Below are 13,017 nucleotides of genomic sequence, written 5' to 3' on the forward strand. Positions count from 1 at the left end.
CCTCATAAGCACCGGGCAGCGCAGGTGCGGACGGTTCAGGCCTTACCGGACGGTTTCGGTTCGGCGAGGACGGCGAAGCGGGCGCCCTGGTTGTCGTGGAGGACGGCGATGCGGCCGTGCGGGGTGTCGAAGGCCGGGGTGGCGATGCGGCCGCCGAGCCGGACGGTGGTCTCGCAGGCCTCGTCGGTGTCGGCTACGGCGAAGTAGACGAGGACGTGGCCGGGCATCTCGGCGGGGAAGTCGTCGGTGATCACGGCCCGTCCGCCGAAGGCGCTGTCGTCGCCGGGCCGGGAGCCGGGGGGCGACCAGACGCGGTAGTCGAAGCCGGAGTCCCTGCCCTCCTCCTCGGCGTCGGCCTGGCGGCCGAGGTAGCCGAAGACGGTGGCGTAGAAGGTGTCCACGGCGTCCGGGCGGCGGGTGTAGACCTCCATCCAGCAGAAGGCACCGGGCTCGTTCATGACTTCAAAGCCGTCGTCGTCGCCCTCCTGGCGGATGCCGAAGACCGCGCCGCCGGGGTCGGCGGCGAGGGCGTAGATGCCGAAGGGGCCGACGGGGTAGGGCTCCATGACCATCTGCCCGCCGGCGGCCTTGATCCGGGCGGCGAGGGTGCCCGCGTTCTCGGTGGCGAGGTAGAGGGTCCAGGTGGTGGGCATGCGCCCGTCGCGCTTGGGGACGAGCCCGGCGACCCGGCGGCCGTCGAGGAGGGCCTCGTCGCGCTCGGGGTCGAAGGTCCAGCCGAAGAGCTCGCCGTAGAAGCGCTTGCCCGCTTCGAGGTCGGGGAGCTGTGCGTCCACCCAGCAGGGGGTGCCCTCAGTACGTACGGCCATGTCCACACGCTAGGGCGGCGGGGGCGGTCCCGCACGCCCCGACATACGAACAAAGGGACGATTTATCGGGGCGGAACCCTTGTGCCGCCTGGGTTGTCCACCGAAGTTGTCCACAGCCTGTTCATAAGCCTATTCGAGTACGGGCAGGGCGCGGGCGGGGTTCGAGCCGGGCGAGGACCGGGTGCGGGCCGGGCGAGGGCCGGGTGCGGGCCGGGCGAGGGCCGGGTGCGGGGGTCTCCCGGCAGGCTCCGAAGGTGGCTCGAACCCGCCCCCATGCTCCCGCGCCGGGACCGTGCCGACCTCGCGGAACGGGCGTGCACCCCATTTGCAGTCGGCCGAATCGCGCGCCGACCCCCCCTCGGTAAGCTGACGGCATGACAGGACAAGTACGCACCGTCGACGGCCGCGTGGCCGGACGACGCGGTCAGGCGACGCGGCAGAAGCTGCTCGACTGCCTCGGTGAGATGCTCAGCTCCTCGCCCTACCGGGACGTCAAGGTCATCGATGTGGCCCGGAAGGCGGGTACTTCACCCGCGACGTTCTATCAGTACTTCCCGGACGTCGAGGGAGCGGTCCTCGAGATCGCGGAGGAAATGGCCAAGGAGGGCGCCGCGTTGACCGAGCTGGTCTCCGGCCGCTCCTGGGTCGGCAAGGCCGGCTGGCAGACCTCGGAGGAACTCGTCGAGGGCTTCCTGGACTTCTGGCGGAAGCACGACGCGATCCTGCGGGTCGTGGACCTCGGCGCCGCCGAGGGCGACAAGCGGTTCTACAAGATCCGCATGAAGATCCTGAACTCGGTCACCAACTCCCTCACGGACGCGGTGAAGGAGCTCCAGGCCAAGGGCAAGGTCGACAAGGACGTCAGCCCCGCCGCGATGGCCGGCTCCCTGGTGGCGATGCTGGCCTCGGTCGCCGGCCACCAGAAGGGCTTCCAGACCTGGGGCGTGAAGCAGGCCGAACTCAAGCCGAACCTGGCCCTGTTGGTGCACCTGGGCATCACCGGCAAGAAGCCGACCAGATAGCCCCGGACCCCTCTCCTTCACCCGTCCTGTCGCCGACGCCGGCGGCGGCCCGCTCCCCCGAACCGGAGCGGACGCCGTCGGCGTCGCCGTGTCCGGGGCCGGACCGCCCTTCGCCGTGTCCGGGGCCGGGCTCTCATCTCCGGGTCAGCCGGAAGAGCCGGATCTCGCGCTCGATCCGCGCCTGGTACGTGGCGTACGGCGGCCAGAACTCCAGCGCCGCCTTCCAGGCCGCCGCCCGTTCCTCACCCGTGAGCAGCTCCGCCCGTACGGGTACGTCCTCGCCCCGCCAGTTGACCTCGACGTCCGGGTGGGCGAGCAGGTTCGCGGTCCAGGCCGGGTGGCCCGGGCGGCCGAAGTTGGAGCCGATCAGGAGCCAGCGGCCGTCCCCCTCGGGCATGCAGGCCAGCGGGGTGACCCGGGGCTGCCCGCTCCTCGCGCCTTTCGCGGTGAGGATCACCCCGGGCAGCATCCGGGCGCTGAGCAGCACTTTTCCTCCGGTCAGCCGGTGCACGGCCCGGTCCATGGCCGGGATGACGTGCGGGGCGACCTTGGCGAAGGTCCGGGTCGAGGACACCTTCTGCACGAGCTTCCGTCCGACGGGCATCTACGCCGCCTCCTCTCCGAAGAGTCCGGTCCGTTCCGCGGCGCGGGCGCGCAGCCGCCGTGCGGGGCCGAAGAGCAGTTCGTCGGAGGCGGCCCGCCTGAAGCAGAGGTGTGCCTCGCCCTCCCCGGCGTGGGACTCGTCGGCGGTGGCGCGCAGGGCCTCCAGGGCGTGGGCGAGGGCGAGCGGGCCGCCGTCGGGTCCCGGCCCCGGTTCGCGGGCCGCGCAGTAGGTCAGCGCACGCGCCGCCTCGACCTGGACGTACAGCTCGGCGAGGCGGTGCCGGGCGGCGTGGAGGGAGCCGTCGGCGGGCCGGGCCGCGCGCTCCCGGGGGCCGAGGTGAGCGACCGCGCGGTCGAGGGCGGCCGCGGCGGCGCCGACCGCCTCGGCGGCGAGCATGACGGCGGCGGTGCGGCCGGTGGCGGCGAGGGCGCCGAGGACGTCGGCGGGTTCCTCGCCGAGGAGTTCGGCGGCGGTGTCCCGGAACTGGACGGTGGCGCGCGTCCGGGTGGCGTCGAGGGCGGGCTCCCGGGTCCGTACGAGCCCGGGGGCGTCCGCGGGTACGAGGAAGAGGAGGGTCCGGCTGCGGGCGAAGCCGCCGGCGTGGGCGGCGACGAGGAGCAGTCCGGCGCTGTGTCCGTCGATGACCTGGGCGGCCTCGCCGTAGAGGCGCCAGCCGGCGTCCGCCGTGCGCGCGGCCTGGATGCCGCCGGCGCGGCCGCCGCCGGACCAGTCCCCGGCGGTGTTGTCGCCGGTGAGGCCGAGGGCGAGGGCGAGGCCGGTGGGGGCGGCGAGGGCGCAGGTCAGGCTGCCCGCGGCGATGCGCGGGAGGTGCTCGGCGCGCTGGGCGGGGGTGCCGAGGGCGGCGAGGAGCGGGGCGGCGAGAACGGTGGTGGCGAGGAGCGGGGAGGGGGCGAGGGCCCGGCCGGTCTCCTCGCAGGCGAGGGCGAGTTCGGCGGGGCCGCGGCCGGTGCCTCCGTACTTCTCGGGGAGGGCGAGTCCGGCGAGGCCGGGGCCGGCGGACAGCTGGGCCCAGAGCGCGGTGTCGTACCCCTCGGGGGTGGCGGTGGCCGCGCGGTTCGCGTGCGGTCCGGCCCGTTCGGCGAGCAGCTCGCGCAGGGTGCGGCGGATCTCCTGCTGCTCCTGGGTGAGCGGGACGGTGAGCGGCTGCGCCGGCGGGGCGGATGGCGAGGTGTCCATGGAGCTCCCTCCGTATCTGACGGTGCGTCATGCTAGGGCGGTGCAGGGGTGGTTGCCCAGAGAAGCGCCGGTCCCGATTCAGAGAATCTGATGTACCGTCAGATTCATGCCCACCACCACACGCAGCGCCCGCCGCGTCGCCGTCGTCGGCGTCTCCCTCTCCGACTGCGGCCGGGTCGACGAGGCCACCCCCTACGCCCTGCACGCCCAGGCCGCCCGGCGCGCCCTCGCCGACAGCGGCCTCGACCGCTCGCTGATCGACGGCCTGGCCTCGGCGGGCCTCGGCACGCTCGCCCCGGTCGAGGTCGCCGAGTACCTGGGCCTGCGGCCCCGCTGGGTGGACTCGACCGCCGTCGGCGGCGCCACCTGGGAGGTCATGGCCGCGCACGCCGCCGACGCGATCGCCGCGGGCCACGCGAACGCCGTCCTGCTCGTGTACGGCTCCACCGCCCGCGCCGACATCCGGGCCCGGCGCCGCACCTCGAACCTCTCCTTCGGCGCGCGCGGCCCGCTCCAGTTCGAGGTCCCGTACGGGCACACCCTGATCGCCAAGTACGCGATGGCCGCCCGCCGCCACATGCACGAGTACGGCACGACCCTGGAGCAGCTCGCCGAGGTGGCGGTGCGGGCGCGGGCGAACGCCGCGCTGAACCCGGAGGCGATGTTCCGCGAGCCGATCACGGTCGACGAGGTCCTGGACGGGCCGATGATCGCGGACCCCTTCACCAAGCTGCACTGCTGCATCCGCAGCGACGGCGGCTGCGCGGTGCTGCTGGTGGCCGAGGAGTACGTCCAGGACTGCCGTACGACCCCGGTCTGGGTGCTCGGCACGGGCGAGCACGTCTCGCACACCACGATGTCCGAGTGGGAGGACTTCACGGTCTCCCCCGCCGCGGTCAGCGGCCGGCTGGCCTTCGAGCGGGCGGGCGTGCGGCCCGCGGACATCGACGTCGCCGAGATCTACGACGCCTTCACCTACATGACCCTGGTGACCCTGGAGGACCTGGGCTTCTGCGCGAAGGGCGAGGGCGGGGCCTTCGTCCAGGAGAAGGACGGCCTTCCGGTGAACACCGACGGCGGCGGGCTCTCGGCCTGCCATCCGGGCATGCGGGGCCTGTTCCTGCTGGTGGAGGCGGTGCGCCAACTCCGCGGCGAGGCACCCGGGTTGCAGGTGCGGCGGCCGGACGGGTCGCTGCCGCGGCTGGCGGTGGCCTCGGGGACGGGGGGCTGGTTCTGCTCCTCGGGGACGGTGGTCCTCGGCCGCGACTGACCCTCGCGCAAGAATCTATACAAGCGATCTACACAAGCGTCATAGACAACCGTGTAGGACATCCGTATAGTCATGTCTGCGGGCAGGGGAACGGCCCGCAGACACCCGACAAGGAGTCCTGCCATGACCAGCAACACGCACACCGCCAAGACCGTCCTGATCTCCGGCGCCTCCATCGCCGGCCCCGCGCTCGCCCTCTGGCTGCACCGCTACGGCTTCGCCCCCACCGTCGTCGAGCGCGCCCCCGAACTGCGCACCGGCGGCTACAAGGTGGACATCCGCGGCACCGCGATCGAGGTCTGCCGCCGGATGGGGATCCTCGACGAGATCCGCGCCAAGTCCACCGACATGCGCGGCGGTTCGTACGTCGACGCCGCCGGCCGCACCATCGGCGAGCTGCCCGCCGACATCTTCGGCGGCCGCGTCGAGGAGGACGACGAGATCATGCGCGGCGAGCTCGCCCGCATCCTCTACGACCGGACCCGCGAGGACGTCGAGTACGTCTTCGGCGACTCGATCGCCACGCTCGCGGAGGACGCCGACGGCGTCACCGTCACCTTCGAGTCCGGCACCGTCCGCCGCTTCGACCTGGTCGTCGGCGCCGACGGCCTCCACTCGAACACCCGGAAGCTCGCCTTCGGCCCCGAGGAGCGGTTCAAGCGCCACCTCGGCGCGTACATCTCCATCTTCACGGCCCCCAACCACCTGGGCCTGGACCGCTGGGAGACCTACCACGCGCTCCCCGGGAAGCTGGTCTGCGTCTACAGCTCGTCCGGCGAGACCGACGCCAAGAACCTCTTCATCTTCTCCTCGCCGGAACTCCGCCACGACCCCCGGGACGTCACCGCCCAGAAGCGCGCCCTCACCGACACCTTCACCGGTGACGGCTGGGAGATCCCCCGGCTCCTCGGCCACGCCGCCCAGGCCGACGACTTCTACCTCGACTCCATGTCCCTCGTCGAGATGGACAGCTGGTCCCGGGGCCGCGTCGTCCTCCTCGGCGACGCCGCCCACTGCTCCTCCCCCGCCTCCGGCCAGGGCACCGGACTCGCCCTCACCGGCGCCTACGTCCTGGCGGGCGAACTGGCCCGCGCCGGCGGCGACCACACCGTCGCCTTCGCCCGCTACGAGCAGCTCATGCGGCCGGGCGTGGAGCAGAACCAGAAGATGGCCGAGGGCTTCGTCAAGGAGATGACCGTCGGCTCGAAGTGGAAGATCGCCCTGCGCATGTTCATGGTCCGGACGCTGCCGAAGACCCCCTGGAAGAACCTCATCGCGAAGAAGATCCGCGACAGCATCCAGGCCGCGGCCAACGCGGTCCCGCTGGTCGACTACACGGCACCGGCCGCCGCCGGCACCACCGCACGCCCTACCGTGACCGCATGACCGACTTCCACCACGCCCTCCGCTCCCTCAGGGTCTGGGACACCGAACTCCCGTCCTTCGACCCGGCGAGCGCCCCGCCCGAGCCGCTCCCCCTCTTCCACGACTGGTTCACGGCGGCGGCCGCGGCCGGCCAGACCGAGCCGCACACCCTCTCCCTGGCCACCGTGGACGAGGACGGCAGGCCCGACGTCCGTACGGTGATGCTGCACGACGCCGACGCCCGCGGCTGGCACTTCGCCTCGCACGCCGGCAGCGCCAAGGGCCGCCAGCTCGCCGCCCGCCCCGAGGCCGCGCTCGGCTTCTACTGGCCGGTCCAGGGCCGCCAGGTCCGCATCCGGGGCCACGTCACCACCGGCACCCCCGAGGAGGCGTACGAGGACCTCCACGCCCGCACCACCGGCGCCCTCGCCGCGGCGCTCGTGGGCCGGCAGAGCGAGGTCCTCGACTCCCCCGGGACCCTCGCCGAGGCGAGCGAGGCGGCCTGGCGGCGGGCCGAGGCGGAACCGGACGCGCCCGCCCCCAGCTGGACCCTCTACGTGGTCGAACCGGCCGAGGTCGAGTTCTTCCAGGGCGACGCCCGCCGCCGCCACGTCCGCCTCCGCTACCGCCGCACGCCGGACGGGGACTGGACCCGCGAACTCCTCTGGCCCTGACCGCTCCTGCGCGTCCGGCACAGCCTCCGCGCCGGGCTCCGGGCGCCGCTACGGGCGCGTCCCCTCGGAGCCGTACATCTCCTCGATGTCCCGGGCGAAGTCCCGCAGCACCGCCCGCCGTTTGAGCTTCAGGGACGGCGTCAGATGCCCGGAGGTCTCCGAGAACTCGGTGCTCAGGACCCGGAAGGCGCGGATCGACTCGGCCCGCGAGACCAGCCGGTTGGCGTCGTCCACCCCCCGCTGGAGCGCGGCGAGCAGCTCCGGGTCACGGGCCAGCTCCCAGAGCGCCAGGTGGTCCTTGTGCCGCATCCGCCGCCAGTGCGTCAGGCCCTCGTGGTCCAGGGTGATCAGGGCCGTGATGTACGGGCGGTCGTCGCCGAGCACCATGCACTGGGCGACCAGCGGGTGGGCGCGCAGCCAGTCCTCCAGCGGGGCCGGGGCGACGTTCTTGCCGGCCGAGGTGATGAGGATGTCCTTCTTCCGGCCGGTGATCCGCAGATAGCCGTCCGCGTCGAGCGAGCCCAGGTCCCCGGTGGGGAACCAGCCGCCGTCGGTGTACGGCAGGGCCGCCCCGCGCTGCGCGTCCCAGTAGCCGGCGAAGACGTGGGCGCCCTTGAGCCAGACCTCGCCGTCGTCGGCGATCCGGACGGCCGTGCCGGGCAGCGGCCAGCCGACGGTCCCGGTGCGCGGCCGGCGCGGCGGGGTGACCGTGGAGGCGGCGGTGGTCTCCGTCAGGCCGTACCCCTCGAAGACCTCGACGCCGGCGCCCGCGAAGAACTCGGCGAGCGGGGCGCCGAGCGGTGAGCCGCCGCAGATCACGTACTTCACGCGGCCGCCGAGCGCGGTGCGGATGCGGCGGTAGACGAGCGGGTCGTAGAGCGCCCGGGCGGCCCGCAGGGAGAGCGAGGGCGAGGGCTCCTGCCCGTACCGGCGGGCGATCTTCGCGGCCCGGTCGAAGCCGGCGCCCTTCCCGCCGCGCTCGGCGGTGGCGCGGGCCTTGTTGAAGACCTTCTCCAGGACGTACGGGATGGCGAGGAGGAAGGTGGGCCGGAAGGCGGCCAGGTCGGTGAGGAGCTCCTCGCCCTCGACGGAGGGCGCGTGCCCGACGCGGACGCGGGCGCGGACACAGCCGACGGCGACCATCCGGCCGAAGACGTGGGAGAGCGGCAGGAAGAGGAGGGTGGCGGCGGGCTCCTTGCTCTCCGAGACGAAGACGGGGTGGAGGAGCCGGACGGCGTTGTCGACCTCGGCGAAGAAGTTGGCGTGGGTGAGGGCGCAGCCCTTGGGCCGGCCGGTGGTGCCGGAGGTGTAGATGAGGGTGGCGAGGGTCTCCGGGGTGAGCAGTCCCCGGCGGGCGGTGACGGCCTCGTCGGCGACCCGGGCGCCGGCCCTGCGGAGCTGGTCGACGGCGCCGGTGCCGAGGACCCAGAGGTGGGCGAGGCCGGTCAGCTGCCGCCGCTCGGCGGAGACGAGCCGGGCCTGCTCGGCGTCCTCGACGACACAGGCCGTGGCACCGGAGTCCTGGAGGATCCAGCGGGTCTGGAAGGCGGAGGAGGTGGGGTAGACGGGGACGGTGACGAGTCCGGCGGCCCAGGCGGCGAAGTCGATCAGGGTCCACTCGTAGGTGGTGCGGGCCATGAGGGCGAGCCGGTCGCCGGGGCGCAGGCCGTGGGCGATGAGGCCCTTGGCGACGGAGTGCACCTCGGCGGCGAAACGGGCCGCGGTGACGTCGCGCCACTCCCCCTCCACGTCCTTCCGCGAGAAGAGGACGGCCTCGGGATCCTGCCGGGCGTTGTCGTACGGCAGGTCGGCGAGCGAACCGCGGGCCACCTGGGGCACGAGCGCGGGCACGGACACTTCCCGCACCACACCGTCCACGACGACCCGGTGCGGCTCGACGGGATCGGTCCCGGCTGCGGCGGTGACGACGGACACGGGCGGCTCCTCGGTCTGCGCGATGAACTGAGGTCGTGCGTCGGTACGTTGAGCCCTGTGGTGCCTCGACTGCCTTGACTAGCCGGTAACCTTACTGTGCGGTAAGCCTCAACGGGGAGACCAGCGCCCGCTTTTCATGAGGTTTCCGAGCCCCGCCCAGGCGAAGTTCATCAGCGTCGCCGCGGCCTCCTTCGCCGTCACCCCGGGGGTCTCGTTCGCCCAGCTCGCCAAGGACTCGGCGGACCCCACGAGCGCCTGCGCCAGCGCGTCGACGTCCCGCCCGGTGATGCCCGACTCCCCCGCCGCCTCCCGGATCAGCCCGGCCACGAAGGCCACGATCTCGTCCCGCATCCGCGCGACCTCCCCGGCGAACGGCTCCCCGTGCGTCCGCGCCTGCCGGCTCAGCACCACCCACGAGTCCGGCTGCTCGGCGGCATACGTGAAGAAGGCCAGCAGCCCCGCCCACAGCCGCTCGTCGGGCGGCACCCCGGGCCCCCCGACCCCGGCGGCCACAGCCCCGAGCAACGCCCCGGCCTCCCGCCGGATGACGGTCGTGAACAGCTCCTCCTTGGACCCGACATACAGATAGACCAGTGGCTTGGAGACCCCGGCGAGCTCGGCGATCCCGTCCATGGAAGCCGCCTGATACCCCTGCCGCGCGAAGCACCGCACGGCCGCGTCCACCATCTGCCGCTCCCGCACCACCCGCGGCAACCGCCGCCCCTTCGCCCCACCGGCCACGGCGTCCAACCTTCCCGAGTACTCCCTCCGCCAGCCTACAAAGCTCCTAGACTCGGCCTGGATCGCAGCGACGACGGGATGACGGGGGCGCGCCACATGCAGGTCCGGATCACGAGCGGCGGCCCATGACACCGGCCCGCACCTCCCGCGCGGTCCTGTTCGGTGTCCACGCCTACCGGCACCTCGCCGCCCTCGACGGCGTACGGCACAACGCCCCCGCCCTGCGCTCCCTGCTCGTCGCGGACGACCTCGGCGGCCTCGATCCGGCCCACTGCGTCACGGTCCCGCCCGACAGCACCGCCGCCGCCTTCCTCGACGCCGTGCAGGACGCGGCCGACGAGGCGGGCGACCTGCTCCTCGTCTACTACGCCGGACACGGCCATGTCGGGCGGGACGACAAGCAGTTGCTGCTCAGCACCCGGGAGTCCCGGAAGGCGAGGCCCTTCCACTCGGTCCCGTACGACGAGGTCCGCGCGATCGTGGCCGCCTCCCAGGCCCAGCGCAAGATCGTGATCGTCGACTCCTGCTTCAGCGGCGGCGCCCTCCACATGGCCGCCCACCCACCCGCCACCGAGCGGGACTTCGAGATCGAGGGCGCCTGCGTCCTCACCTCGGCGGCCGAGACCGAGCGCTCCCTGTGCCTGACCGAGGGCAGCGTCTTCACCCTCGAACTGCTCGCCGTCCTCGCGAGCGGCCTCCCCGCCGTCCTGCCCGACGGCCGGCGCGGCGACCAGCAGCCCGCCCTCACCATGGCCGATCTGTACGACACGCTGTGCGCCCGCCTCGACGGCCGGGTCATCGACGGCCACGCGATCCCGAAGCCACGCATGAGCACCCGCGACAACGGCCACCGCATCCGTCTCGCGGCGAACCGCTCCTTCGCCACGCCCGCCCCCGCCCTCCACCCCGGCCGCGGAGCCTCCCTGGACCGGCCGGGCGAGATGGGCCCCGGCCGCACCCGCACCGCCCCGGCCTTCGCGCCCCGCACCCAGCTCGCCCCCACCAAGTACTTCACGGGCCGCACCGAGGAACTCGCCGAGCTGGAGGCGATGGCGGCGGCCGCCCCCGCCGTCTGCCTCATCCACGGCCGCGGCGGCCTGGGCAAGTCCGAACTGCTCCGAACCGTCGCCACCCGCGTCTCCGAGCGGTTCCCCGGCGGCTGCCTGGAGATCGACCTGCGCGGCTGGACCCCGGGCGAGACGCCCCGCTCCCCCGACGCCGTGATCGCCGAACAGCTCCTCCACCTCGGGCACGCGGCCCAGGACATCCCGTCCGACCCCGTCGCACGCGCCGAGTCCTGGCGCCTGTCCCTGGAGCGGAGAGCGGTCCTCCTCGTCCTCGACAACGCCCGCGACGCCGCCCAGCTGGCCCCGCTCCTCCCCGGAGCCGGCTCGCAGAGCCTCGTCCTGGTCTCCAGCCGCTCGGCGCTCACCGACCTGACCTGGGACTGGAGCCGCGAGCTGAAGCCCCTGAGCAAGGCCGAATGCGCCGACGCCTGGCACCGGATGGGCGTCCCCGAATCCACCACCGGACTCGACGAGATCGCCGACCGCGTCCACGGCAGTCCGCTCGCCGTCCGCGCCCTCAGCACCCGCCTGCGCCGCGGCGCCCCGCCCGAGGCCGTGCTCGCCTCGCTCGCCGACTCCTCCCCGTACCGCGCGTTCCCCGACATCGACGCCGCCGAGCGAGCCGCCTTCACCAGCGCCTACGACGCCCTCGACCCGGAACTGCGCACCCTCGTCCGCCACGCGGCCGTACACCCGGGCCCGGACTTCGGGGCGGACTCGCTGGCGGCGATGAGCGGCCTGCCGGAGCACGTCACGCAGCTGCGCCTCACCGAGATCGAACAGCTCCTCACCCACCGCGAGGGCCGCTACGGCTTCCACGACCTGAGTCTGGGATACGCGAGGGAACGCGCGACCCAGGACGCCCCGGAGGAGACGGAACCGAGCCGGAACCGCTTGTACGCCTTTCTCCTCGCGCGCCTGGGGCAGGAGCGGGAGGCCCTGCGCAGCAGCCCCGAGGACGACGAGCCGATCCGCCGGGCCCGCCGCTGGCTGGACGCCCACGCCCAGGAGTTGAGCGCGGCGGCCCGCGCGGCGGCCTTCGACGGCTGGGAGGACGCGTCCGCCTTCCTGCTCGCGGTCGGCCGGCTCTGGATCGGCGGATCCCGGATCGTGGAGGCGCAAGGGCTGTTCGACCTGCTGCTCACCGTAGCGACGGAGGGGTCGCTGGAGCACGCCCACGCGCTGACCGGCCTGGGCAGGACGTACCGGAAGCAGGAGCGTCACGCGGAGGGCATGGACCGCCAGCGCGAGGCCCTCGCTCTCTACGAGACCCACGGCGACACCGACGGGCAGGCCGACGCCGTCCTGGAGATCGCCACGATCGACTACCTGCTCGAGCGGAGCGCCACGGCGGCCGACGGATTCGAGCGGGCCTATGCCCTGTACCTCTCCACCGGGAACGAGCACGGCCAGGCCGAGGCGCTCCTGCGTCTGGGTGACAACCGCCGGAACCAGCACCGGCTCGTCGAGGCCGAGGACCGCTACCGGCCCGCCCTGGAGCTCTACCGGATCCTCGGGAACCGCGGCGGCGAGGCCAAGGTGTGCATGGGCTACGCAAGCATCCTCAGGTATCGGCAGCAGTACAAGGAGGCCGCCGAGCTGTTCGAGGAGTCGTACCGCCTCTTCGACTCCCTGGGCGACCAGGGAGGCCTGGCGGACACGCTCGCGAATCTGTCCATCGTCCGCCTGGAGCAGGGCCTTGTGGCGGAGGCGCTCGCCGCCGCCCAGGAGGCCCTCGCCATCTACACGGCCCTGGGTGACGTCCGCGGCCAAGGCATCGGGCTCGGCGCCTTGGCCCACGTCAGCCGGACGCAAGGACGGCTGGACGAAGCCCTGCAGTTCCACACGCAGGCCCACCGGCTCCACAGCGAAATCGGTGACCGGAGAGGACGGGCCATCGAGCTCCTCGGCATGGGCTATGTCCACCTCGACACCAAGCACTTCGACGCGGCACGGGAGTCCCTGCGCGAGTCCCTGGGTCTCTGGCGGGACATCGGCGACCCGAATGGCGAAGGGGACGCGCTGTGCGGGCTGGCGCGGCTCGAACTCCACCTCCGGCAGCACGGGGCGGCGGCGGCCACCGTCCGGAAGGCGCTGCGCCGCTACGAGACCACGGGGACCCGGTTCGACCAGGCCTACGCCCTGGTCCTCCTGGCCGACGTCGCCGCCGAGGATCCGGCTCAGGGCGACCCCGCCGAGCTCTACCGGTCCGCGGCCGGCCTCTACAGCGCGGCCGGCAAGGAGGACATCGCGGCCTGGTGCCACGCCCGCGTCGCCGAGCTCACCCCCTGACGCGAACGTGCCCCGGACCAGGG

At 73.4% G+C, this 13,017-nt stretch carries 10 protein-coding genes; 5 read left to right on the plus strand and 5 right to left on the minus strand.

The features are described from left to right. Positions 1–35 precede the first annotated feature (35 nt). Positions 36–827, minus strand: coding sequence for a VOC family protein (locus AB5J54_RS17310; protein WP_369144811.1), 792 nt, complete (start codon positions 825–827; stop codon positions 36–38). 374 nt (positions 828–1,201) lie between these two features. On the opposite strand from AB5J54_RS17310, the gene AB5J54_RS17315 reads away from it, so the two are divergent. Continuing rightward, positions 1,202–1,849, plus strand: coding sequence for a TetR family transcriptional regulator (locus AB5J54_RS17315; RefSeq protein ID WP_041129739.1), 648 nt, complete (start codon positions 1,202–1,204; stop codon positions 1,847–1,849). A gap of 133 nt (positions 1,850–1,982) precedes the next feature. Here the strand turns inward: AB5J54_RS17315 and AB5J54_RS17320 are convergent, their stop codons facing one another. Then, the gene (locus AB5J54_RS17320; protein WP_369144812.1) at positions 1,983–2,453 is read right to left on the minus strand and encodes a nitroreductase family deazaflavin-dependent oxidoreductase; all 471 of its coding nucleotides are present in this window, start codon (positions 2,451–2,453) and stop codon (positions 1,983–1,985) included. Beyond that, positions 2,454–3,650: an acyl-CoA dehydrogenase family protein gene (locus AB5J54_RS17325; protein ID WP_369144813.1), complete on the minus strand. Its 1,197-nt coding sequence runs from the start codon at positions 3,648–3,650 to the stop codon at positions 2,454–2,456. A 106-nt stretch (positions 3,651–3,756) separates the two neighbouring features. On the opposite strand from AB5J54_RS17325, the gene AB5J54_RS17330 reads away from it, so the two are divergent. From AB5J54_RS17330 to AB5J54_RS17340, 3 genes are all read left to right on the plus strand, one after another. Continuing rightward, positions 3,757–4,920 (plus strand): acetyl-CoA acetyltransferase, encoded by a 1,164-nt coding sequence (locus AB5J54_RS17330; RefSeq protein WP_369144814.1) that lies wholly within the window; start codon positions 3,757–3,759, stop codon positions 4,918–4,920. Between the two features lie 123 nt (positions 4,921–5,043). Next, the gene (locus tag AB5J54_RS17335) at positions 5,044–6,306 is read left to right on the plus strand and encodes an FAD-dependent monooxygenase (protein ID WP_369144815.1); all 1,263 of its coding nucleotides are present in this window, start codon (positions 5,044–5,046) and stop codon (positions 6,304–6,306) included. Next, positions 6,303–6,959 carry a pyridoxal 5'-phosphate synthase gene (locus AB5J54_RS17340; protein WP_369144816.1) on the plus strand — a complete coding sequence of 219 codons (657 nt, stop codon included), beginning with the start codon at positions 6,303–6,305 and terminating at the stop codon, positions 6,957–6,959. Before AB5J54_RS17335 ends, AB5J54_RS17340 begins: the two co-directional genes overlap by 4 nt. A gap of 48 nt (positions 6,960–7,007) precedes the next feature. Here AB5J54_RS17340 and AB5J54_RS17345 read toward each other — a convergent pair whose 3' ends face one another. Both AB5J54_RS17345 and AB5J54_RS17350 read right to left on the minus strand, forming a co-directional pair. Continuing rightward, positions 7,008–8,894, minus strand: a complete 1,887-nt coding sequence (locus AB5J54_RS17345; RefSeq protein WP_369144817.1) for a long-chain fatty acid--CoA ligase — start codon at positions 8,892–8,894, stop codon at positions 7,008–7,010. Between the two features lie 108 nt (positions 8,895–9,002). Next, the gene (locus AB5J54_RS17350; protein ID WP_369149371.1) at positions 9,003–9,581 is read right to left on the minus strand and encodes a TetR/AcrR family transcriptional regulator; all 579 of its coding nucleotides are present in this window, start codon (positions 9,579–9,581) and stop codon (positions 9,003–9,005) included. Positions 9,582–9,760: 179 nt separating this feature from the next. Between AB5J54_RS17350 and AB5J54_RS17355 the strand changes: the two genes are divergently transcribed. After that, complete coding sequence (locus AB5J54_RS17355; RefSeq protein WP_369144818.1) at positions 9,761–12,994, plus strand: tetratricopeptide repeat protein; 3,234 nt, start codon at positions 9,761–9,763, stop codon at positions 12,992–12,994. Positions 12,995–13,017 lie beyond the last annotated feature (23 nt).

It is taken from the genome of Streptomyces sp. R44, from assembly GCF_041053105.1.
Classification (GTDB): Bacteria; Actinomycetota; Actinomycetes; order Streptomycetales; family Streptomycetaceae; genus Streptomyces.